Source organism: Bacillus sp. SCT118, from assembly GCF_058566435.1.
On the sequence record NZ_CP191225.1, the window covers coordinates 3,938,091 to 3,961,346 of the forward strand.

The window sequence follows — 23,256 nt, forward strand, 5'->3', positions numbered from 1 at the left end:
CGCTTTGTTAAAGCAACTTTGTTAGTATACAATATCACTTCTTCAAAGTCAACAACTTTTTTAAAAAACTTTTGGTGGAGCCTAGCGGGATCGAACCGCTGACCTCCTGCGTGCAAAGCAGGCGCTCTCCCAGCTGAGCTAAGGCCCCATAAAAATGGTCGGGAAGACAGGATTCGAACCTGCGACCCCATGGTCCCAAACCATGTGCTCTACCAAGCTGAGCTACTTCCCGATTTCCCATCTATTCTATTAAAAGATATGGCGCGCCCGAGAGGAGTCGAACCCCTAACCTTTTGATCCGTAGTCAAACGCTCTATCCAATTGAGCTACGGGCGCAAAACATAATGCCGAGGGCCGGACTTGAACCGGCACGGTAGTCACCTACCGCAGGATTTTAAGTCCTGTGTGTCTGCCAATTCCACCACCCCGGCGTGGATGGTATAGTTGGAGCGGAAGACGGGATTCGAACCCGCGACCCCCACCTTGGCAAGGTGGTGTTCTACCACTGAACTACTTCCGCAGACAGGATGTCCAGTTTTTCTAACTGTTATCCTATATAATGCGGGTGAAGGGACTTGAACCCCCACGTCATAAAGACACTAGATCCTAAGTCTAGCGCGTCTGCCAATTCCGCCACACCCGCGTAAAATGGTGAGCCATGAAGGACTCGAACCTTCGACCCTCTGATTAAAAGTCAGATGCTCTACCAACTGAGCTAATGGCTCTTCTACAAGAGACTTGAGTATTATATCATATAAAAGTGGTGCCGGCAAGAGGACTTGAACCCCCAACCTACTGATTACAAGTCAGTTGCTCTACCAATTGAGCTACACCGGCATAATGGTGGAGGATGACGGGCTCGAACCGCCGACCCTCTGCTTGTAAGGCAGATGCTCTCCCAGCTGAGCTAATCCTCCATAATTGCACTAACGTGCAATTGCTTGGCGGCGTCCTACTCTCACAGGGGGAAACCCCCGACTACCATCGGCGCTGAAGAGCTTAACTTCCGTGTTCGGTATGGGAACGGGTGTGACCTCTTCGCTATCGCCACCAAACAAATTGAGAGTGTTCTCTCAAAACTAGATAACAGGTGTGACATCATTCAAAATATGGTTAAGTCCTCGATCGATTAGTATCTGTCAGCTCCATGTGTCGCCACACTTCCACCTCAGACCTATCAACCTGATCATCTTTCAGGGATCTTACTTCCTTGCGGAATGGGAAATCTCATCTTGAGGGGGGCTTCATGCTTAGATGCTTTCAGCACTTATCCCGTCCGCACATAGCTACCCAGCGATGCCCTTGGCAGAACAACTGGTACACCAGCGGTGCGTCCATCCCGGTCCTCTCGTACTAAGGACAGCTCCTCTCAAATTTCCTGCGCCCGCGACGGATAGGGACCGAACTGTCTCACGACGTTCTGAACCCAGCTCGCGTACCGCTTTAATGGGCGAACAGCCCAACCCTTGGGACCGACTACAGCCCCAGGATGCGATGAGCCGACATCGAGGTGCCAAACCTCCCCGTCGATGTGGACTCTTGGGGGAGATAAGCCTGTTATCCCCGGGGTAGCTTTTATCCGTTGAGCGATGGCCCTTCCATGCGGAACCACCGGATCACTAAGCCCGACTTTCGTCCCTGCTCGACTTGTAGGTCTCGCAGTCAAGCTCCCTTGTGCCTTTACACTCTGCGAATGATTTCCAACCATTCTGAGGGAACCTTTGGGCGCCTCCGTTACCTTTTAGGAGGCGACCGCCCCAGTCAAACTGCCCACCTGACACTGTCTCCCCGCCCGATAAGGGCGGCGGGTTAGAAGGTCAATACAGCCAGGGTAGTATCCCACCGATGCCTCCACCGAAGCTGGCGCTCCGGTTTCCAAGGCTCCTACCTATCCTGTACAAGCTGTACCAACATTCAATATCAGGCTGCAGTAAAGCTCCACGGGGTCTTTCCGTCCTGTCGCGGGTAACCTGCATCTTCACAGGTACTATAATTTCACCGAGTCTCTCGTTGAGACAGTGCCCAGATCGTTGCGCCTTTCGTGCGGGTCGGAACTTACCCGACAAGGAATTTCGCTACCTTAGGACCGTTATAGTTACGGCCGCCGTTTACTGGGGCTTCAATTCGCACCTTCGCTTACGCTAAGCGCTCCTCTTAACCTTCCAGCACCGGGCAGGCGTCAGCCCCTATACTTCGCCTTACGGCTTCGCAGAGACCTGTGTTTTTGCTAAACAGTCGCCTGGGCCTATTCACTGCGGCTCTCTCGGGCTTGCACCCTAACAGAGCACCCCTTCTCCCGAAGTTACGGGGTCATTTTGCCGAGTTCCTTAACGAGAGTTCTCTCGATCACCTTAGGATTCTCTCCTCGCCTACCTGTGTCGGTTTGCGGTACGGGCACCTCTCACCTCGCTAGAGGCTTTTCTTGGCAGTGTGGAATCAGGAACTTCGCTACTATATTTCGCTCGCCATCACAGCTCAGCCTTATGGGAAACGGATTTGCCTATTTCCCAGCCTAACTGCTTGGACGCGGATATCCAATACCGCGCTTACCCTATCCTCCTGCGTCCCCCCATTGCTCAAATGGTGAGGAGGTGGTACAGGAATATCAACCTGTTGTCCATCGCCTACGCCTTTCGGCCTCGGCTTAGGTCCCGACTAACCCTGAGCGGACGAGCCTTCCTCAGGAAACCTTAGGCATTCGGTGGAGGGGATTCTCACCCCTCTTTCGCTACTCATACCGGCATTCTCACTTCTAAGCGCTCCACCAGTCCTTCCGGTCTGGCTTCACAGCCCTTAGAACGCTCTCCTACCACTGTTCGAAGAACAGTCCGCAGCTTCGGTGATACGTTTAGCCCCGGTACATTTTCGGCGCAGAGTCACTCGACCAGTGAGCTATTACGCACTCTTTAAATGGTGGCTGCTTCTAAGCCAACATCCTGGTTGTCTAAGCAACTCCACATCCTTTTCCACTTAACGTATACTTTGGGACCTTAGCTGGCGGTCTGGGCTGTTTCCCTTTCGACTACGGATCTTATCACTCGCAGTCTGACTCCCAAGGATAAGTCATTGGCATTCGGAGTTTGACTGAATTCGGTAACCCGGTAGGGGCCCCTAGTCCAATCAGTGCTCTACCTCCAAGACTCTTACCTTGAGGCTAGCCCTAAAGCTATTTCGGAGAGAACCAGCTATCTCCAGGTTCGATTGGCATTTCACCCCTACCCACACCTCATCCCCGCACTTTTCAACGTGCGTGGGTTCGGGCCTCCATTCAGTGTTACCTGAACTTCACCCTGGACATGGGTAGATCACCTGGTTTCGGGTCTACGACCACGTACTCATGCGCCCTATTCAGACTCGCTTTCGCTGCGGCTCCGCATCTTCTGCTTAACCTTGCACGGGATCGTAACTCGCCGGTTCATTCTACAAAAGGCACGCCATCACCCGTTAACGGGCTCTGACTACTTGTAGGCACACGGTTTCAGGATCTCTTTCACTCCCCTTCCGGGGTGCTTTTCACCTTTCCCTCACGGTACTGGTTCACTATCGGTCACTAGGGAGTATTTAGCCTTGGGAGATGGTCCTCCCGGATTCCGACGGAATTTCACGTGTTCCGCCGTACTCAGGATCCACTCAGGAGAGAACGAAGTTTTGACTACAGGGCTGTTACCTCCTATGGCGGGCCTTTCCAGACCTCTTCATCTACCTCGTTCTTTTGTAACTCCGTACAGAGTGTCCTACAACCCCAAGAGGCAAGCCTCTTGGTTTGGGCTGATCCCGTTTCGCTCGCCGCTACTCAGGGAATCGCATTTGCTTTCTCTTCCTCCGGGTACTTAGATGTTTCAGTTCCCCGGGTCTGCCTTCTCATATCCTATGAATTCAGATATGGATACCACTCCATTACGAGTGGTGGGTTTCCCCATTCGGAAATCTCCGGATCAAAGCTTGCTTACAGCTCCCCGAAGCATATCGGTGTTCGTCCCGTCCTTCATCGGCTCCTAGTGCCAAGGCATCCACCGTGCGCCCTTTCTAACTTAACCGTTAAAAAGAATCACTATGTGATATCTTGTGTTACTAATTGAATGTGATGTCTACTGTTATCTAGTTTTCAAAGAACACGTTTCGAAGGAATGATCCTTCAAAACTAAACAAGACAGGGAACGTTCTGTTTATAAGACCCAAGGTCTTATATTCCGTATAATATCCTTAGAAAGGAGGTGATCCAGCCGCACCTTCCGATACGGCTACCTTGTTACGACTTCACCCCAATCATCTGTCCCACCTTCGGCGGCTGGCTCCTAAAAGGTTACCTCACCGACTTCGGGTGTTACAAACTCTCGTGGTGTGACGGGCGGTGTGTACAAGGCCCGGGAACGTATTCACCGCGGCATGCTGATCCGCGATTACTAGCGATTCCAGCTTCACGCAGTCGAGTTGCAGACTGCGATCCGAACTGAGAACAGATTTGTGGGATTGGCTTAACCTCGCGGTTTCGCTGCCCTTTGTTCTGTCCATTGTAGCACGTGTGTAGCCCAGGTCATAAGGGGCATGATGATTTGACGTCATCCCCACCTTCCTCCGGTTTGTCACCGGCAGTCACCTTAGAGTGCCCAACTGAATGCTGGCAACTAAGATCAAGGGTTGCGCTCGTTGCGGGACTTAACCCAACATCTCACGACACGAGCTGACGACAACCATGCACCACCTGTCACTCTGCCCCCGAAGGGGACGTCCTATCTCTAGGATTGTCAGAGGATGTCAAGACCTGGTAAGGTTCTTCGCGTTGCTTCGAATTAAACCACATGCTCCACCGCTTGTGCGGGCCCCCGTCAATTCCTTTGAGTTTCAGTCTTGCGACCGTACTCCCCAGGCGGAGTGCTTAATGCGTTAGCTGCAGCACTAAGGGGCGGAAACCCCCTAACACTTAGCACTCATCGTTTACGGCGTGGACTACCAGGGTATCTAATCCTGTTCGCTCCCCACGCTTTCGCTCCTCAGCGTCAGTTACAGACCAGAGAGTCGCCTTCGCCACTGGTGTTCCTCCACATCTCTACGCATTTCACCGCTACACGTGGAATTCCACTCTCCTCTTCTGCACTCAAGTTCCCCAGTTTCCAATGACCCTCCCCGGTTGAGCCGGGGGCTTTCACATCAGACTTAAGAAACCGCCTGCGAGCCCTTTACGCCCAATAATTCCGGACAACGCTTGCCACCTACGTATTACCGCGGCTGCTGGCACGTAGTTAGCCGTGGCTTTCTGGTTAGGTACCGTCAAGGTACCGCCCTATTCGAACGGTACTTGTTCTTCCCTAACAACAGAGCTTTACGATCCGAAAACCTTCATCACTCACGCGGCGTTGCTCCGTCAGACTTTCGTCCATTGCGGAAGATTCCCTACTGCTGCCTCCCGTAGGAGTCTGGGCCGTGTCTCAGTCCCAGTGTGGCCGATCACCCTCTCAGGTCGGCTACGCATCGTTGCCTTGGTGAGCCATTACCTCACCAACTAGCTAATGCGCCGCGGGTCCATCTGTAAGTGGTAGCCGAAGCCACCTTTTATGTTTGAACCATGCGGTTCAAACAACCATCCGGTATTAGCCCCGGTTTCCCGGAGTTATCCCAGTCTTACAGGCAGGTTACCCACGTGTTACTCACCCGTCCGCCGCTAACATCAGGGAGCAAGCTCCCATCTGTCCGCTCGACTTGCATGTATTAGGCACGCCGCCAGCGTTCGTCCTGAGCCAGGATCAAACTCTCCGATAAAGTAGTTTGACTGACTACGCACATCGCTGTGCGATTTTTAAAAACTGAATTAACAGGTACGTTTTGTCTTGTTTAGTTTTCAAAGATCATTCTGTCCACTTCGTTCAAGCGACTTTATTATTATAACTCGTTGACTCAGTGAAGTCAATAACTTTTTTTAAGTTATTTTTTCGTTATCGCCTTGTTTAGCGGCAACGAATAATAATATACCACCTAGTAAATAATAGTGCAATAGTTTTTTTGAAGGAATTTAAAAAGAGCGGCATCCTTTCTCTATGGAGGATACCGCTCTTCTTTATTAGCGTTGTCTCATTTGCGGGAATAACAGCACATCGCGAATAGAAGGGGCATTCGTCAGCAGCATAACCAGACGGTCGATACCGATGCCTAAACCTCCTGTTGGCGGCATACCGTATTCCAGAGCTTCAACAAAGTCTTCATCCATTAGATGAGCTTCATCATTACCGGCTTCACGCTCTTTTAATTGCGCTTCAAAGCGTTCTCTTTGATCAATAGGATCATTCAGCTCTGTAAACGCGTTGGCATGTTCACGGCCAACGATAAACAGCTCAAAACGGTCTGTAAAACGCGGGTCCTCAGGGTTTTTCTTAGCAAGAGGAGAAATTTCTACAGGATGCCCGTAAATAAACGTTGGCTGAATAAGCGTTTCTTCAATTTTTTGTTCGAAGAATTCGTTGATGATATGCCCTACTGTCATAGAATCTTTAATTTCTACACCATGTTCTTTTGCATATTCACGCGCCTGCTCAACAGTAACCTCTTCCCAGAAATCAACGCCGGTCGCTTCTTTGACTGCGTCAACCATATGGATTCTTTTCCACTCCGGTTTAAGGTCGATTTGCTCTTCCCCGTATTGAATCGTAGTTGTGCCAAGCACTTCTTGGGCGATATGAGCGACAAGGTTTTCAGTTAAGCTCATGATATCTTTATAGTCCGCATATGCTTCATATAACTCAATCATTGTAAATTCAGGGTTATGACGTGTTGAGACACCTTCGTTACGGAAAACACGGCCGATTTCATATACTTTTTCTAAACCGCCGACAATTAGGCGTTTTAGGTGCAGTTCGATAGCAATACGCATATAGAGTGGAATGTCTAACGCGTTGTGGTGAGTGATAAACGGACGTGCAGAAGCTCCCCCAGGAATGCTGTGCATTGTAGGTGTTTCTACTTCTAAGTATCCATGATCATCAAGGTATCTTCTCATAGCTTGAATGATCTTGCTTCGTGTAATGAATGTATGTTTGCTGTCTGGGTTTACGATAAGATCCAGGTAACGCTGACGGTAGCGCTGCTCAACGTCTTTTAAACCATGGTATTTGTCAGGAAGCGGACGAAGCGCTTTTGTCAGCAATTCAAAGGAAGTTGCTTTAACAGACAATTCGCCTACATTTGTTTTGAAGACTTTTCCGGTTACACCGATAAGATCACCGAGGTCAGAAGACTTGAAGATTTCATATTGGTCGTCACCGACACTGTCTTTTCTTACGTAGATTTGGATTTGGCCTTCTAAATCCTGAAGATGGGCAAAGCCGGCTTTTCCTTTTCCGCGTTTTGTCATCATGCGGCCTGCGATTGTAACTTCAATCGCTTTTTCTTCTAACTCTTCTTTGGTTAGATCTTGATATGCCGAAATAACTTCTTGAGACTGATGAGTTCTTTCAAAACGTGCGCCGAATGGATCGATGCCGTTATCTCTCAGCTGATTCATTTTATCGCGTCTGACTTGCAGCTGATCATTCAATTCTTCATGGTTATGCTCTTCTTGACTCATTGTTATCACTCCATTACAGATATTGTTTCATGAAAAAAGCAGAAAAACTGCCAGCGTAAAACTAGCAGTGAGCAGCAAATAGAGGTAAGTATTATCCTACTTTTGCATTTTGAAGCTCTTTTGCCTCAACTTCAACCGTAAATGCATCTAAAAGCTGTACAAACTCTTCTCTCGTCTCGCAATGATTGATTTCATTACGAACGTTCGCATTGCCTTTTACGCCTTTCAGATACCATGCAGCGTGCTTTCTCATTTCTCTTACCGCTACGTTTTCACCTTTTAAGTCAATCAGACGGTCAAGATGCAGTTTGCATACGGCCATTTTTTCGCGTACTTGCGGCTCTTCTTTTAATTCACCTGTTTCAAGATACTGAACCGTACGGTAAATCATCCACGGGTTGCCCAATGCAGCGCGTCCGATCATCACCCCGTCTACTCCTGTCTCATCGAGCATACGCTTAGCATCCTGCGGTGTCTTAACATCGCCGTTTCCGATAACCGGAATCGATACTGATTGTTTTACTTCTTTGATGATATCCCAGTTTGCCGTTCCTTCGTACATCTGCACTCTCGTACGGCCGTGAAGTGCCACTGCTTTACCGCCCGCACGTTCTACAGCCTGTGCATTTTTCACTGCGAAAATGTGGTCTTCATCCCAGCCCATTCTCATTTTCACTGTAACTGGTTTATTAACAGCATCCACTACTGCAGAAACCATTTCGTAAATCTTATCAGGGTCGAGAAGCCATTTGGCTCCCGCATCGCATTTTGTAATCTTCGGCACGGGACATCCCATGTTAATATCAATGATATCAGCAGTTGTGTTTTGGTCTACAAACTTCGCCGCTTCCACAAGGGTTTCCTTTTTTCCTCCGAAAATTTGAAGGCTGAGTGGTTTCTCACGTTCATCGATATAAAGCATACCCATTGTTCTTGCATTGTTGTAAAGGATCGCTTTGTCACTGACCATTTCAGCGCATACCAATCCGGCTCCGAATTCCTTTACAGTCAATCTGAACGCAGAGTTGCAGACACCAGCCATAGGTGCGAGCACAACCCGGTTTTTCAATTGAATATCTCCGATTTTGAACAATTTTTCTCCTCCTTTCATTTGTTCTATTTTTCTGGCGGCGCCAATTCGTCCGCACTTATATTTAAAACATCTGCTGCATCTTGAATGATGGCAGCTGACGGCAATCGGTTTCCGCGTTCAATTTCGCCGAGAATAGAAACTGATATACCTAATGCTTTTGCAAATCCTTCTTGAGTATAACCTTTCAGCTTTCTGAATGCACGAATTCGTCTACCCCAGATTTCTGCTTCCATACTCTTACACCTTCTTGGTCTGTTTCGGCGTTTGTAGCCTCTTTTTCAACCTGCTGGCAAATTTCCGCAAGAGGCGCAAGGACAAACAAACGCTCATACATTCTCGGATGCGGAACAATTAGTTGCTCTGTTTCAATATTTTCACGATTAAATAACAAAATGTCAAGGTCTGCCGTCCGCGGCCCCCATCTTACTTCCCTTGTTCTGCCTAATTCATTTTCTATCTGCTGCGTCAGTTCAAGGAGTTCAAAAGGGTTCAGTGATGTCTTGATTTCAACAGCCATATTCAAAAATTCAGCTTGGTCTTCGTATCCGACCGGGTCAGTTTCGTAAATAGACGACACTTTAGTGACTGTCACCGCAGCATGCTGATGCAGTAAAGCCACTGCTTGCCTTAAATACGTTTCTCTATCTCCAATATTAGATCCAAGTGCAATATAAGCTATGTTGTTCATGACTTTTTTCTCGTAATTTCAATTGCTACTGATTTATAGTGTCCGGGAATTGGCGGGTCTGGCTTAATCACTTTCACCGTACATTGCTGAACAGGCTGAAATTTTTCGAGAACAGTGCCAGCAATACGTTCCGCCAGCGTTTCTACCAATTTTACAGGCTCCCCTTCCACGATATCTTTACATACGTGATAGAGCTCAGCATAGTTGATCGTTTGCTCAAGGTCGTCTGTTTGTCCAGCTTTGCTCAAATCCAGCTCAGCAGTTAAATCGACTTTAAACCGCTGGCCAAGCTTGTTTTCTTCTTTGAACACACCGTGATATCCGTAAAACTCCATACCTTCTACATAAACTTTATCCATGGTACACCCCTCCCTTATTCAGCATCGCGTCCATCATTTTCGCCATTCTGGCAATTTGCTTTACATCATGGACCCTGACAATGTCACAGCCTTTTTGAATGCCGAGACACACAGTCGCGCCTGTGCCCTCAGCCCGCTCCTCAGGCGGAAGATCCAGAACACGTCCGATGAATCTTTTTCGGGAGGTTGCCAGAAGAACCGGATATCCCAACCCGCTGAAAATCTCTAGTTTGTTCATCACTGCCAGGTTATCGTGATAGGTTTTCGCGAAACCGATACCGGGATCAAGAATAATGTTCTTCTCGTCTACTCCGGCCTCAACAGCAATTTTTACACTCTCCATTAAGTCCGACAGCATATCCGGCAATAAGTCATTGTAGTTTCTTTCAGGGCGGTTATGCATGAGAACAATTGGAACATTATGTTCAGCTGCAACGGAAGCCATCTCCGGATCATGTTTGGCTCCCCAAATATCATTGATAATGGATGCGCCGGCTTTCACTGCTTCATCTGCGACAGAAGCCTTGTACGTGTCTACAGAAATAGGAACACCAAGCTCTTTCGTAATCCGCTCAATCACCGGAATGACTCTGGACATCTCCTCATCCTCAGATACGCACTCAGCGCCAGGCCTTGTCGATTCCCCTCCGATATCAATGATATGGGCACCATCATCGATCATCTCTTTCGCGTGCAGCAGCGCCTTGTCCAAGCTGTCATATTTTCCGCCGTCCGAGAAAGAGTCAGGCGTTACGTTTAAAATTCCCATCACCAGCGTCTTCTCTTTATATGATAAAGCACTGGGCTTAGTGTGGATTACTTGTGTTTGATCTATTGTGTGCTGCGCCATGCTCTTCCTCCCTTTTCATGAATCATGTTCTTTATTTCTTTTTTGTATAACAATTGAAGAGCGGAGGTTGCTTCTCCGCTTTGGCTTCCATAGTTTACTTCTTCTATTTTAGTAAACGGGATGATTTCAAGAACCGAGTTCGTCATCCACGCTTCGTCAGCTGTCAAGAGAGCTTCTAGCTCATATCGGCCCGTTTTGAGCTCCAGGCCGATATTCTTTGCATTTTCTATGATAAAACGTCTCGTGACGCCGTCCAGAATACCGGTATCAAGCGATGGCGTATAGATACAGCGACCTTTTCTCCAGAAGACATTAGATATGATACCCTCTGCAACAGCTCCATCCTCCGTTAGGAAAATTCCCTCGACACGCGGATCATTTCCAATTTCCCGTTTCGCATACATATTATTTAAATAATGATGAGATTTTAACCGGAACGACCCCTCAGGAGTGTTTCTCCGTATCGATAAAATCTTCCCTTCTTTTTGCAAAGGAAGACTTTCTGGTTTCAGCTGATTCACAAAGCATAAAACGGTCGGCTTATCGTACGTCTGGGCGACAAAACCTTTATCGCTGATCCCCGCTGATATGTTCAGTCTGACGCGGGCATTGCCATCCTTGATATCATTTAGCTTAAGCAGCTTGTCCAGCATCTCAAGGATCTCATGCTTTGAAACAGTATATTCGATTTGCAGATCCTTAAGTGCGCGTTCAAGCCGTTCTATATGCCAATCAAGCAGAAACGGGCAGCCTTCGTAGAGCCTGAAGGTTTCGAAAACACCGATCCCATATAAAAACCCATGGTCAAAAGGAGAAAGAACTGCATCTTTCTCCTCCATATACCGGCCGTTTACATATATCATCACGCAATAACTTCCTTGCGGTATGTCTCAATAAAATTTCTGAGCATTTCTTTCCCAAAGGAGGTCATAATAGACTCTGGGTGAAATTGCACGCCCTCTATCGGGAGGTCATTGTGGCGAATAGCCATGATTTCTCCTTCTTTCGTTTGTGCTGTTACTGTAAAACAGCTTGGCAGCGTCTCAGGTTTTACGATCAGCGAGTGGTATCGCGTCGCAACAAGGGGATTTTTCAACCCTTCAAAAATGGTCTTGCCGTCATGCTCGATATCCGAGGTTTTCCCGTGCATAAGCCGTTCTGCCCTAACAACATCACCACCGAACACTTGTGCGATGGACTGATGTCCGAGACATACACCGAAAATAGGAATTTTCCCTGCGAAATGTTTAATTGCTTCGAGGCTGATTCCCGCCTCATCAGGGCTGCACGGTCCGGGAGATATCATCAGAAAGTCCGGAGACAGTTCTTCAATTTCTTCGATTGTGATGCTGTCATTGCGTTTCACAACCAGCTCTTCCCCAAGCTCGCCCAAATACTGTACCAAGTTGTACGTGAATGAATCGTAGTTATCAATCATTAAAATCATTTCTCCGCTCACCTCATCTAATTTTTGTCTCTTCTTTGCTCAGCTCTAATGCTCTTTGCATCGCAAAAGCTTTTTTGAATGATTCCTTGTATTCGTGCTTCGGAACAGAATCAATCACAACTCCTGCGCCGGACTGCATAAATGCCTGCCCTCCGGTTGCATAAATGGTTCGAATGACGATATTAAACTGCAGATCGTGATTATATCCAAACCATCCTATAGATCCAGTATAAAGCCCTCGGCGTGTCGGCTCAAGTTCTTCTATAATTTCCATCGTTCTTACTTTCGGTGCACCAGTAATGGTTCCTCCGGGAAACACAGCATGAATAATATCTACAGCATCATACCCATCCTGCAGTTCACCTTGGACATTAGACACAATGTGCATCACATGCGAGTATTTTTCAATTGCCATGAATTCATTTACGCGCACAGACCCGTAACGTGATACTCTTCCCAGGTCATTTCGCTCAAGATCAACCAGCATGACATGTTCCGCGCGTTCTTTTTCATTGTGGATCAATTCGTTTGCAAGCGCCTCGTCTTCTTCATTTGTTTTCCCTCTGGAACGGGTGCCCGCAATCGGTCTCGTCTCTAATAGCTTGCCCTTTTTGCTGACAAGCAGTTCAGGCGATCCGCAAATGATTTGGAAATCAGGTGTTTCTAAATACGCCATATAAGGAGAAGGATTTACTTCTCTCAAGGTTTTGTATATTTGATATGGGTGGGCAGACAGTGACTGTGACTGCCTTATTGATAGATTGACTTGAAACACATCTCCGCTGGCAATGTATTGTTTGATTTTCTCTACAGCTTGTGAGAACCCATCCTCGGTAAATGGCGCCGCGAAGGAACCATCTGTTTCAGGCTTCATCTCTCGCGAAGAGACAGCGGGAAGCTCAGTCAGCCACATCTGCTCTAACTCAGATAGTTTCACATCCGCTGTTTCCTGATCAGAACCATTAACATGAGTAATCAGCCATAGAGACTCTTCTTGATGGTCATAAACTGCTATATCATCAAAAACAAGAAAATAAATATCTGGTGTTTCTAGATCATCTAATGAGAGCATTTTAAAATTTTCAATGTACCGTGCGTAATCATAGCTGAGAAACCCGATTGCCCCGCCCTGAAAGTCAGGGAACTCATGATTCGTTTCTGTTTCCAGCGTTTTAAACCAGCTGTGGAAGGCCCGTAATGGATCACCTTCTTTAAACAGCATCTCATCACCATGCTTAATTGTAGTTATTCCGTCTTTTCCTTTCACAGTCGCAATTGGATCAAGACCGGCTATACTATATCTGCCGCCTCTTGCACTTTCGAGAAGTACATGATGTTTTCGGGATTGCGCAAGTTTCTCAAATTGTTGTAAGAATGAGTCTTTTTGAAAAGGTACTTTTTTGCCTGCCGGTCTGCGTTGTGCCATTTGTATCATTCCTCTATTTTCTTTTTTACTTGTTTTAATTGTAAAGCAATGTTGTTAGTGAAAAAAGTGAATTTCTCTTCCAAGAATAACATTCGTCGCAGACATGGCATATTTGATGCACGAAATATAAAAAAACTCCCGGCGGACCGGGAGTTTTGGCTTTTTTTAATCGAATTGATACAGCGGCGTGCTTAGATAACGTTCGCCGTTACTTGGAATGATGGCCAATACTTTTTTGCCTTTTCCGAGTTTTTTTGCTACTTGAAGAGCAGCATAAATTGCCGCACCTGATGAGATGCCTCCGAGAATTCCTTCTTCACGTGCAGCTCTGCGGGCATATTCGAATGCTTCTTCATTCTTCACAGGGAAGATTTCATCATATACTTCAGTGTTTAAGATGTCCGGCACGAATCCAGCTCCGATTCCCTGAATTTTGTGGGGGCCTGGTTTTCCTCCTGAAAGCACTGGGGAATCTGACGGTTCAACAGCATAAATCTTGATGGAAGGGTACGCTTCCTTCAGCACTTCACCCGCTCCCGTAATCGTTCCGCCCGTTCCGATTCCGGCTACAAATGCGTCAAGCTGATCATCACCGAATTGCTCAACGATTTCTTTACCCGTTGTTTGGCGGTGAATTTCTGGGTTAGAAGGGTTGTTAAACTGCTGCGGCACAAAGTATCCGTGCTTTTCAGCAAGCTCTTCAGCTTTCTTAATGGCGCCTTTCATGCCTTCCGCACCAGGAGTCAGCACAAGCTCAGCACCGTATGCGCGCAGAAGGTTGCGGCGCTCCATGCTCATTGTATCAGGCATAACCAAAATGGCTTTTAATCCTTTAGCAGCAGCAACCATTGCAAGCCCGATTCCTGTATTTCCGCTTGTCGGTTCAATGATTGTATCACCGGCTTTTAATTTTCCTTCTTTTTCAGCCGCTTCAATCATGGCTAAACCGATACGGTCTTTTACACTGCTTCCAGGGTTCATGTATTCAAGTTTTAGATATACATCCGCACTGTTTTCATCTGCAAGGCGATTTAATTTAACGATTGGCGTATTCCCAATTAATTCAGTAATGGAGTTTGCTACACGTACCATTCTCGACACCTCAATTTCCGACTATTTGTATTGGTATTATGTATATAATCTATCAATTTCAAAATTTTTTGTCAATCACTTAGTACTTTTTTCCCCATAAAACCAAGATACATCGGCTTCTTTCCAAAGTGTCTTAACTGTCGCTTTATCGCCTAGCTGATCCATTGCGATTTGCCGTCTGATCTGGTCCTTTACTTCATCAAATGAGAACGTTCTTGCCTTTAGTTTTTCTTTCAGCTGGATAATGGCATATCCGTTGCTGACCTTTATTGGTTCCTGAGACCATTCATCCTCTTTGAGTGTTTTCGCCTCTTCAATGTATGCTGACGGAATGTTGTCTGATGCCTCTGTGACAAAACCTAAATCTCCACCGTATGGTGATGTATATCTGTCTGTAGATCTTTCGGCAGCAACAGCTTCAAAGCTTGATCCGCCTTTCAGTTCTTTCAGGACTTCTCTCGCTTCTTCTTCATCTTTTACAACAATGTGCCGAATTCGATACGAATCATCAAACTGATATAGTTCCTTATTTTTATTATAGAATGATTCCAGTTCTTTGTTTGAGATATCGATATCCCTTGTTAACAAATCCTCAAGGAGGATATTATAACGAATTTGGTCTTTCCACTCTTTCTCCGTCGTATGTTCATCTTCGTAAAAGGAATTATTGACCGCTTTAATCAGCAAAAACTCACGATCAACTTCGCTTTTGGATATTTTAAGGTTGTTCTTTTTAGCCAGCTGCTCAACAACTCGGACATTGATCATGTCTTCAAGCGTTGACTTACCATACTGGTCTTCCATTTCTTTCAGCCATTCTTCTCTTGTCACACTCTTGCCTCCGATAGTCGCAATAGACTCACCGGATGACGATGCGCCGGCTTGGGATTTCGTCAGCGTATATGCAACAGCAATACAGCAAACCAACAGCGCCCCTAAAATAATGGTCCAGATTGTTCTTGATTTCAAACCTGCTTTCAGCCCCTTTTCTCAAATTAAAAACCCGCTAAAGAGCTTAGCGGGTAGTTTGGTCACGAAGCCCTTCCAGCTCTTCTTTTGTAAATAAGTACTTTTCATTACAAAAATGGCATACTGCTTCGGCTTGTCCATCTTCTTCTATCATATCTTGAATTTCTTTTTTGCCTAGTCCTAAAATGGCTGTTTCGAACCGTTCTTTTGAACAAGGGCAATGGAATCTGACAGGCATCGTTTCCAAAATCTCAGGTTTCTCACCTAGGACTTCTTCTAAAATTTCTTCTGGTGTCAGCCCTTTTTGGATGAGCTTAGAAATCGGCTCTACTTGAGATAGACGCTGTTCAATTTTTGTGATTGTTTCATCATCTGTTCCCGGCATCAGCTGAATAATAAAGCCCCCTGCCGCAAGAATGGTATTGTCAGGATTCACGAGCACACCTACACCCACTGATGAAGGAACCTGCTCAGATGAGACAAGATAGTAAGTGAAATCATCTCCTAATTCTCCTGAAACGATTTCTACTTGTCCTGTGAAGAACTCGCGCAAACCTAAATCTTTTACGACACTTAACGTTCCGTTTGTTCCAACCGCACGTCTGACATCAAGCTTGCCTTGTTCATTTAAATCAAAATGAACTTGCGGGTTAGAGACATAGGCTCTGACTTCTCCTTTGGCATTGGCATCAGCTACAATAGCTCCGATCGGACCTCCGCCCTCGATTTTCACGGTCAGCTTATCATCGCCCTTCAGCATAGCGCCGAGCATAAGTGCAGCTGTCATTGTGCGGCCCAATGCAGCGGATGCTGTCGGCCACGTACCATGGCGTCTCTGTCCCTCATTTACCATATCAGTCGTTCTCGCAGCATAAGCCCGAACTTTTCCGTCATACGCAAGTGCTTTTACTAAATAATCCATTACTAAACCTCCTATACACTTCCTACGCGGTTTCTTTCATAAATCAATTCCAGCCCTTTAAGGGTTAAGAATGGATCAACGATGTCTATACAATCTGATTCGTTCGCAATGAGCGGCGCCAGGCCTCCTGTCGCAATGACCTTTGGTTCCTGTTTTGCCTGCCATTTCATTCGCTTAACGATTCCTTCCACTTGGCCGACATAGCCAAATAAAATCCCAGATTGCATCGCGCTAACAGTGTTTTTTCCGATAATATTGTCGGGCCGGGTGATTTCGATACGCGGAAGCTTTGCTGCACGCGAGTAAAGCGCCTCTGTCGAAATTGTAATCCCAGGGGCAATCGCCCCGCCCATGTATTGTTTGTTTTCATCAATATAGCAGTACGTTGTGGCGGTTCCGAAATCTACAACAATTAATGGATTGCCGTATAAGTGTATCGCAGCGACAGCATTTACGATTCTGTCTGCCCCCACTTCTTTCGGATTATCATATTTTATATTTAAACCGGTTTTCATACCAGGACCAACAATTTGCGGCTCGATATGAAAGTATTTTGTGCACATTCTTTCTAACGCAAACATGATTGGCGGCACTACTGACGAAATAATAATGCCATCTATCTGTTCAAACATAAGCCCGGAGTGATCAAATAAGGAGCGCAAAATCATCCCAAACTCATCTTCTGTTTTATGCCTGCTTGTTTCTATACGCCAGTGATATTCTAATTTTCCATCATGATATACACCAAGTACAGTATTGGTGTTCCCCACATCGATAACCAGTAACAACCTCTATCACCACTTTTGAATAGTTTCTCTACTTTACTTTTCACAAACATTCTACAATACCATACACGATCAGCGGCTCATTTGTAAACAAATCGATACCAGAATTGGATGATTGTAAAAGCCGCATCTGAGCCCATCATTTACATAAAAAAACTGCCAGCGTCAGCCGGCAGTTTTTTTAGAAAGAAAGCGAATTACTCTTTCGTATCGTCTTTCTTTTCTTCTGTTTTTGTCAGAATGTTTACTTTCACATCATCGTTCTTTTCATCATCTGAGAAATTACGCTCAGGTAATGTTCCATGATCGATAAGGTGTTTGATCTGTTCAGCGTCAAGCGTTTCAACTTTCAGAAGCGTTTGGGCAATCAATTCAAGCTTGTCACGATTTTCAGTCAGGATTTGTTTCGCACGCTCATAACATTCTTTGATGATACGCTGAATTTCCTGATCAATTTCGTAAGCGATTTGATCACTGTAATTCTGTTCGTTGTTGAAATCACGGCCTAAGAATACCTGGCCGCCCTGAGACTGTCCAAATTGCAACGGTCCCAGTTTTTCTGACATACCGAATTCCGTAACCATTCGTCTTGCAATGTTCGTCGCACGCTGGAAGTCATTGTGCGCCCCTGTGCTGACTTCACCGAAGATAATCTCTTCAGCAACACGTCCGCCCAAGAGACCGACAATTTTATCAAGCAACTCCGGCTTTGTTTGGAAATAACGGTCTTCTCTTGGCAGCATAACAGCATAACCGCCAGCCTGGCCCCGAGGAACAATCGTTACTTTATGAACCATATCTGCCTCATCTAAAACGAGACCGATAACGGTGTGTCCGCCTTCGTGATAAGCCACGATATTGCGTTCTTTCTTGGAGATAACGCGGCTCTTCTTAGCAGGTCCGGCAATTACACGGTCCGTCGCTTCGTCAATATCACGCGCATCGATTTTTTTCTTGTTTTGACGAGCCGCTACAAGCGCAGCTTCATTCAAGAGGTTTTCTAAGTCAGCGCCCGAGAAGCCTGGTGTTCTCATGGCAATTGATTTTAGGTTAACCGTTTCATCCAGCGGTTTGTTTCTCGCATGGACTTTCAATACAGCTTCACGGCCAATGACATCTGGGCGGTCCACTGTGATTTGACGGTCAAAACGTCCCGGACGAAGTAAGGCTGGGTCCAAGATGTCCGCACGGTTCGTCGCAGCAATGATGATAATTCCTTCATTAGCGCTGAATCCGTCCATTTCAACAAGCAATTGGTTTAGCGTCTGTTCACGTTCATCGTGTCCACCGCCGAGACCAGCGCCACGCTGGCGTCCAACTGCGTCAATTTCATCAATGAAGATCAAACAAGGCGCATTCTTTTTCGCATTTTCAAACAAGTCACGCACACGGGAAGCACCGACCCCTACAAACATTTCAACGAAATCAGATCCGCTGATGCTGAAGAAAGGTACGCCGGCTTCTCCTGCACAAGCCTTGGCAAGCAATGTTTTACCGGTACCCGGAGGTCCGACTAAAAGCACGCCTTTCGGTATTCTGGCGCCGAGCTCGGCAAACTTGCGGGGATCTTTCAGAAACTCAACAACTTCAACAAGTTCTTGCTTTTCTTCGTCAGCCCCTGCAACGTCTTTAAATTTGACGCGTTTCTTTTCCTCTGTATACAGCTTCGCTTTACTCTTGCCAAAGTTCATGACACGGCTGCCGCCGCCTTGAGCCTGATTGAGCAGGAAGAAAAACAGAATAAAGATAATGACAAATGGGATGATGGTCGTCAGGAACGTCACCCATCCGCTTGTTTCTTGAGCGGGCTCAACCTTTACGTCTGTCTTTTTCAAAGCGTTAAATATCTGGTCTGCTCCCTTTCCTTCAGGAACATGAGTCAAAAAGTATTGATCTTTGTCGTAGTTTTTCAGCTGCCCTTTTACCTCATAAACACCTCTGACAGGCTGAACCGATACGCTATCAACTTTCCCGTCATCCAGGTTTTTGATGAACGTACTGTACGACATATTTTCTGTTTTCGGATTTGAGGTCTGGAAGTAGCTCACAACCCCGATTACTACTAATAAAATAAGTAAATAAAAAATGGTATTACGGAAGACCCGATTCATTCCTTACCTCCTCCCACAGTAAGCACAACTATGTTCAATAGTACCATAGAAAATCATTCCAATACAAACAATAACCATCTCGGAAGCAGGCTGCCGATCAGCTTTCATAAACTGCCGGTTTTAACACTCCGATATAAGGCAGATTGCGATAGCGCTCAGCATAATCAAGTCCGTAACCCACTACAAACGCGTCAGGAACTTCAAAACCGACAAAGTCTGCTTTGATGTCCGCTTTTCTTCCGCTCGGTTTATCCAAAAGGGTAACAATCTTAATTGATTTTGCTTTACGGTATCGGAAGAGCTCTACGAGATAACTTAAGGTTAACCCACTGTCGATGATATCTTCAATAATTAAGATGTCCCGGCCCTCTACAGATGTATCCAAATCTTTAATGATTTTGACTTCTCCAGAAGAAACCGTAGAATTTCCGTAGCTTGATACATCCATGAAATCCATTTCCAAATATGTATCAATATGCTTGATAAGATCCGCCATAAAAGGAAGTGCTCCTTTTAACACACCTATTGCCAACGGAAATGTATCTTGATACTCGCTCGTTAATTCTGCACCTAACTCTTTTACTTTCTTTTGTATCTCTTCCTCTGAGATCAGTACTTTCTCGATATCATGTTTCATCATGATTTTGCTTGCCCCCTACACTTTTCATGCTGTCTATATTGTAATACAATGCGGTCGCTGTTTGGAATCACAAGATCTTCAAAAATTGATTTTTTCAAGCCAGGTATCCAGATAATTTCACCGCTTGCGTCCGTCACAATCGGCCAGTTGTCTCTTTCTTGGAGAGGCAGTTTCTTATCAATAAATATATCCTTTACCTTTTTTGAGCCGTTCATCCCTTTTAGTTTGATCCGGTCTCCAGCTTTTCTCGTCCGGATTGTTAAGGGAAACCGCACCTTTTTTTCACTTGTGATAAAAACAGCATTCCCATGTTCTTCAGGCGAGTCCGCATAATGCTTTGCCTCTATCAGATATCCATTGGGGAGCACTGCCGTTTCATCAGCAGCTCCGCTAATTTGGTATTCAAAGGGAACATTTTTGCACTGCCATTGTTCAAATGTAAACAAACATGTCTGATATGATTTGACCACCTTCAGCCCTTTCGGAAAGTCCAATACTCCTGAAGGACTGCCATTTTCCGCCCAATCGAGAAACTGCTGAATGTGATGGGCTGAAAAGGATGATGGAACGTTTTCATAAAGATAGTTTAATATTAGTTGAACTCCTCTTCTTTGTAAAGGCATCGGGAGGGCAAGCAATTGAGAGGAATTGATTTCAACTGATGTATTAGACTGGCTTGTGATTACTTTATTCATTTCATCTTTCGTTAATGACTGTAAGAATTGCTCATCTTCCGTCAGTGCTTCACTCACTTTCTGAAACCTTTTATGCACATCAGGAGATTCCTGCTTCAAAAACGGGAGCACTGTTTTTCTGAATCTGTTTCTTGTGTAGTCATCTTTGGCGTTGCTTTCATCCGTCCGGTAGCTCAAGCCATTTTCACGGCAATAGTGAAGGATCTCTTCCTTTGTAATGGTTAAGAACGGCCTGATGATCCGCCCCGTCCCAAATCGTCTAACCGGCTGCATTCCCGCAAGTCCCGTTCCAAGCGTACCCTTAGCCAGTTTCATAAGCATTGTTTCAACCTGGTCATCACCATGATGTGCAAGCGCCAGATAGTCCGCTTGGTGCTTCGACATAATTTCCTCAAAAAACCGGTAGCGGCAATCGCGTGCTGCAGCCTGCTTATTGAGTCCTTTTTCCTGTGCATATGCGGTTACATTGATTTGAGCCGTTTCGCACACGAGCTGTTCAGCTTTACAATAAGCTTGGACGAAACGCATGTCCTCCTCGGATTCCGCACCTCTGAACCGATGATCAACGTGAGCTGCAATAACATTCGCTGAACGGCCGCATAATGTATGCAACGCGTGAAGAAGAGCCATTGAGTCCGGACCGCCGGAAACGCCTACAATGATTGTCGCCCCTTTTAACGTAAGATTGTGTTTGTTTAAAAAATCTTTGACACTTTTCACAATGTCCTCCTCACAATGAGCAGGTATTTTAAAGATATTCATATCCTAACACTTTCAACCCCTCCAAGCAAAGAAGAAGCATAGGCTCTGCAGTTTGCACCATTCAGATTAAGAAAAAGACAATATAGGCGAAATAAAGCGCTAAAACACTGATCACGATAAGCGTTGTTTCAAATAACCCCCCCGACTTAGCCGGTTTCTGTTTTGGGGTATATCGCGTCTTCGTTATTTTTCCTTGGCGCGGTTTTTGCTGTCTTTGTCGTGTGGCAGGCTGCGGTGATGCTTTTATAGGCTGTTTTCTTTGTGCTGCTTTTTGCCCCGCGTCTAGCATATCCTTCTTCATTTCATCTGCGGATTGATAATCTCCGTTCAAGGCTGAAAAAAGCACTTTTTTATACTTTTGAAGCAGCGGGTTTCCTTCGATGAGAGACCTAAGCTGTTCTTTGGGCTGGTTCGTTTTCTTAAATTCTTTTTTATGCACACTGTTGATCATAATCATGGCAACTGCGAACAGATCATAGGATGGCTCTGCCTTTCTTGTTCCATACCCCCAATAGCCTCTGTCATAAAACTCCGTATACTCTTTTATCGCCCGGCCTTCCTTTGTCGTGCCGCCCACATCAATGCAGCGGATCCTTGCGGGCGGACCAGTTACGATCAGATTATCAGGTTTAAGATCGCCGAATATCCATCCTTGCTGGTGAAGCACCGATAAGCTGGATAACAGCTGAATCATTAATACCGGTATCCACTCTGCTCCTTTATCACTGACATACTTCAAAAGCAGCGGCCCTTTTATGTATTCCATTGCATAAAATGAAACTTTCGTATTGGCACTGGGAATATAGGCATCATCCGTATCAAAAAAAGAAGGCCCCATCGTAACGGACTGGGCCTTTGAGAAAGATTTCAAGACATTCACTTCAGAAGTAATAGACAGGCTGTCATCACTCACCTTTAAGGCAACATGTCCATCTGATGCTTCTGCCAAATACACAATTCCATTGGCCCCTTTACCAAGCTGTTTACGCAATGTATAAGTGTTTCCATTCCACTTGCCTTTGATTGTCGTACCCGGCTTGAGGCTACATGCCAAACTCGTCAAAGCGTCGTTCATCATCTGCCAGCATGCCCCTTCTTGAGCGTATTTTTTCAAACTGCAGTGTCGCTTCACGAATTGCCGGACCTGTCGGCGTGATGCCGCCTGTCGAAAGCTTTGCAAAGAGTGTGGAAAGAGATTGCAGCTTCGGTGTCCAGTTCAGCACAAGCTCGACCTCTTGTTTTTTCCCGGGAAATATACACATCGCAAATTCGTTATTCCCGATTCGGGAATTGAGGCTTACAGACAAATCAATCAGCGCCTCTTTTACTGTTGGAAGCTTTGGCGCCATACTTGCACTTGTATCAACAAGAACCAAAACTTGAAGATGCACCGTTTCTCCAAGCTCATCTACCACTTCCATGACTTCGCCGCGTTTTTCCGGAGAAAGCTCTTCCATTTCCACATTCTTTCCGAGAATCTGTTTCAGTTCTTGATTGACTACACCTTGTAAGGTTTGCGTCATCGCTTTTTTTGTTACCATTTGAACAGTTTGTGAAAGCTGAGATGCATAAACGACTTGGTGCACGCCTCCTCCGGCAAGTGCAATCCCTTCGACTTCCTTCATTGCCTCAGGGTCAATTTGATTTTCTTCCATTATACCAATGACATTTACCGTAATCCCCTGCTCTTTAGCAAAAGCAGCCATTGCAAGCGGGTCTTCCCCATGGTTTGAGCAGCCATCCGTTATCAGCAAAATTTGATTTAAATGTCCGTTGTTCACATTCATTCCTCCTGGAGAATACGAGGATTCTCAGATTCATATATTCCCATCTTCGCCAGAAGAAATTTGATTTATACGGAA

General features: G+C 45.9%; 18 protein-coding genes, 9 tRNA genes and 3 rRNA genes. All 30 read right to left on the reverse strand.

Annotation, left to right across the window (positions count from 1 at the left end):
- Positions 1-72 precede the first annotated feature (72 nt).
- A tRNA-Ala gene (locus ACQVGT_RS20195) sits at positions 73-148 on the reverse strand.
- A gap of 7 nt (positions 149-155) precedes the next feature.
- Positions 156-232: transfer RNA gene (locus ACQVGT_RS20200), tRNA-Pro, on the reverse strand.
- A 27-nt stretch (positions 233-259) separates the two neighbouring features.
- Positions 260-336: transfer RNA gene (locus ACQVGT_RS20205), tRNA-Arg, on the reverse strand.
- A gap of 9 nt (positions 337-345) precedes the next feature.
- Positions 346-431: transfer RNA gene (locus ACQVGT_RS20210), tRNA-Leu, on the reverse strand.
- Positions 432-445: 14 nt separating this feature from the next.
- Positions 446-520 (reverse strand) — tRNA-Gly (locus ACQVGT_RS20215).
- 40 nt (positions 521-560) lie between these two features.
- Positions 561-643, reverse strand: a tRNA-Leu gene (locus tag ACQVGT_RS20220).
- 6 nt (positions 644-649) lie between these two features.
- A tRNA-Lys gene (locus tag ACQVGT_RS20225) sits at positions 650-725 on the reverse strand.
- Between the two features lie 36 nt (positions 726-761).
- Positions 762-837: transfer RNA gene (locus ACQVGT_RS20230), tRNA-Thr, on the reverse strand.
- Between the two features lie 4 nt (positions 838-841).
- A tRNA-Val gene (locus ACQVGT_RS20235) sits at positions 842-917 on the reverse strand.
- Between the two features lie 22 nt (positions 918-939).
- Positions 940-1,055: ribosomal RNA gene (rrf, locus tag ACQVGT_RS20240) — 5S ribosomal RNA — on the reverse strand.
- Positions 1,056-1,109: 54 nt separating this feature from the next.
- Positions 1,110-4,037: ribosomal RNA gene (locus tag ACQVGT_RS20245) — 23S ribosomal RNA — on the reverse strand.
- Between the two features lie 170 nt (positions 4,038-4,207).
- Positions 4,208-5,757 (reverse strand): 16S ribosomal RNA (locus ACQVGT_RS20250).
- The 16S, 23S and 5S rRNA genes sit together here with 9 tRNA genes alongside, the layout of an rRNA operon.
- A 298-nt stretch (positions 5,758-6,055) precedes the next feature.
- Positions 6,056-7,555: a lysine--tRNA ligase gene (gene lysS, locus ACQVGT_RS20255; RefSeq protein ID WP_003226674.1), complete on the reverse strand. Its 1,500-nt coding sequence runs from the start codon at positions 7,553-7,555 to the stop codon at positions 6,056-6,058.
- A gap of 91 nt (positions 7,556-7,646) precedes the next feature.
- The gene (gene dusB, locus ACQVGT_RS20260) at positions 7,647-8,648 is read right to left on the reverse strand and encodes a tRNA dihydrouridine synthase DusB (RefSeq protein WP_014475588.1); all 1,002 of its coding nucleotides are present in this window, start codon (positions 8,646-8,648) and stop codon (positions 7,647-7,649) included.
- Positions 8,649-8,671: 23 nt separating this feature from the next.
- Entirely contained in the window at positions 8,672-8,881 is a 210-nt protein-coding gene (locus tag ACQVGT_RS20265; RefSeq protein WP_003226678.1) for a helix-turn-helix domain-containing protein, read from the reverse strand.
- Positions 8,833-9,336, reverse strand: a complete 504-nt coding sequence (gene folK / locus ACQVGT_RS20270) for a 2-amino-4-hydroxy-6-hydroxymethyldihydropteridine diphosphokinase (protein WP_015482701.1) — start codon at positions 9,334-9,336, stop codon at positions 8,833-8,835. The genes ACQVGT_RS20265 and folK overlap by 49 nt, the downstream gene beginning before the upstream one ends.
- Positions 9,333-9,695, reverse strand: a complete 363-nt coding sequence (gene folB / locus ACQVGT_RS20275) for a dihydroneopterin aldolase (RefSeq protein ID WP_014478613.1) — start codon at positions 9,693-9,695, stop codon at positions 9,333-9,335. The genes folK and folB overlap by 4 nt, the downstream gene beginning before the upstream one ends.
- Positions 9,688-10,545 carry a dihydropteroate synthase gene (gene folP, locus ACQVGT_RS20280; RefSeq protein WP_015482700.1) on the reverse strand — a complete coding sequence of 286 codons (858 nt, stop codon included), beginning with the start codon at positions 10,543-10,545 and terminating at the stop codon, positions 9,688-9,690. Before folP ends, folB begins: the two co-directional genes overlap by 8 nt.
- Positions 10,527-11,408, reverse strand: a complete 882-nt coding sequence (gene pabC / locus ACQVGT_RS20285; protein ID WP_015482699.1) for an aminodeoxychorismate lyase — start codon at positions 11,406-11,408, stop codon at positions 10,527-10,529. Before pabC ends, folP begins: the two co-directional genes overlap by 19 nt.
- Positions 11,408-11,992 carry an aminodeoxychorismate/anthranilate synthase component II gene (pabA, locus tag ACQVGT_RS20290; RefSeq protein WP_014475585.1) on the reverse strand — a complete coding sequence of 195 codons (585 nt, stop codon included), beginning with the start codon at positions 11,990-11,992 and terminating at the stop codon, positions 11,408-11,410. Before pabA ends, pabC begins: the two co-directional genes overlap by 1 nt.
- 13 nt (positions 11,993-12,005) lie before the next feature.
- Positions 12,006-13,418: an anthranilate synthase component I family protein gene (locus ACQVGT_RS20295; protein WP_015482698.1), complete on the reverse strand. Its 1,413-nt coding sequence runs from the start codon at positions 13,416-13,418 to the stop codon at positions 12,006-12,008.
- Between the two features lie 165 nt (positions 13,419-13,583).
- Complete coding sequence (cysK, locus tag ACQVGT_RS20300) at positions 13,584-14,510, reverse strand: cysteine synthase A (RefSeq protein ID WP_003218399.1); 927 nt, start codon at positions 14,508-14,510, stop codon at positions 13,584-13,586.
- A gap of 75 nt (positions 14,511-14,585) precedes the next feature.
- Positions 14,586-15,479, reverse strand: a complete 894-nt coding sequence (locus ACQVGT_RS20305) for a peptidyl-prolyl cis-trans isomerase (protein ID WP_015382576.1) — start codon at positions 15,477-15,479, stop codon at positions 14,586-14,588.
- 46 nt (positions 15,480-15,525) lie between these two features.
- Complete coding sequence (gene hslO / locus ACQVGT_RS20310) at positions 15,526-16,401, reverse strand: redox-regulated molecular chaperone HslO (RefSeq protein ID WP_015382575.1); 876 nt, start codon at positions 16,399-16,401, stop codon at positions 15,526-15,528.
- 11 nt (positions 16,402-16,412) lie between these two features.
- Positions 16,413-17,189 (reverse strand): type III pantothenate kinase, encoded by a 777-nt coding sequence (locus ACQVGT_RS20315; protein ID WP_010886388.1) that lies wholly within the window; start codon positions 17,187-17,189, stop codon positions 16,413-16,415.
- Positions 17,190-17,383: 194 nt separating this feature from the next.
- On the reverse strand, positions 17,384-19,297 hold the full coding sequence (gene ftsH / locus ACQVGT_RS20320; protein WP_003243881.1) for an ATP-dependent zinc metalloprotease FtsH: 1,914 nt from the start codon (positions 19,295-19,297) through the stop codon (positions 17,384-17,386).
- 97 nt (positions 19,298-19,394) lie between these two features.
- Positions 19,395-19,937, reverse strand: a complete 543-nt coding sequence (gene hpt / locus ACQVGT_RS20325; RefSeq protein WP_003226700.1) for a hypoxanthine phosphoribosyltransferase — start codon at positions 19,935-19,937, stop codon at positions 19,395-19,397.
- The gene (gene tilS / locus ACQVGT_RS20330; RefSeq protein ID WP_015482696.1) at positions 19,934-21,352 is read right to left on the reverse strand and encodes a tRNA lysidine(34) synthetase TilS; all 1,419 of its coding nucleotides are present in this window, start codon (positions 21,350-21,352) and stop codon (positions 19,934-19,936) included. Before tilS ends, hpt begins: the two co-directional genes overlap by 4 nt.
- 103 nt (positions 21,353-21,455) lie before the next feature.
- On the reverse strand, positions 21,456-22,472 hold the full coding sequence (gene prkT, locus ACQVGT_RS20335) for a serine/threonine protein kinase PrkT (protein WP_015482695.1): 1,017 nt from the start codon (positions 22,470-22,472) through the stop codon (positions 21,456-21,458).
- Positions 22,438-23,175, reverse strand: a complete 738-nt coding sequence (locus ACQVGT_RS20340; RefSeq protein ID WP_003243782.1) for a vWA domain-containing protein — start codon at positions 23,173-23,175, stop codon at positions 22,438-22,440. Before ACQVGT_RS20340 ends, prkT begins: the two co-directional genes overlap by 35 nt.
- Positions 23,176-23,256 lie beyond the last annotated feature (81 nt).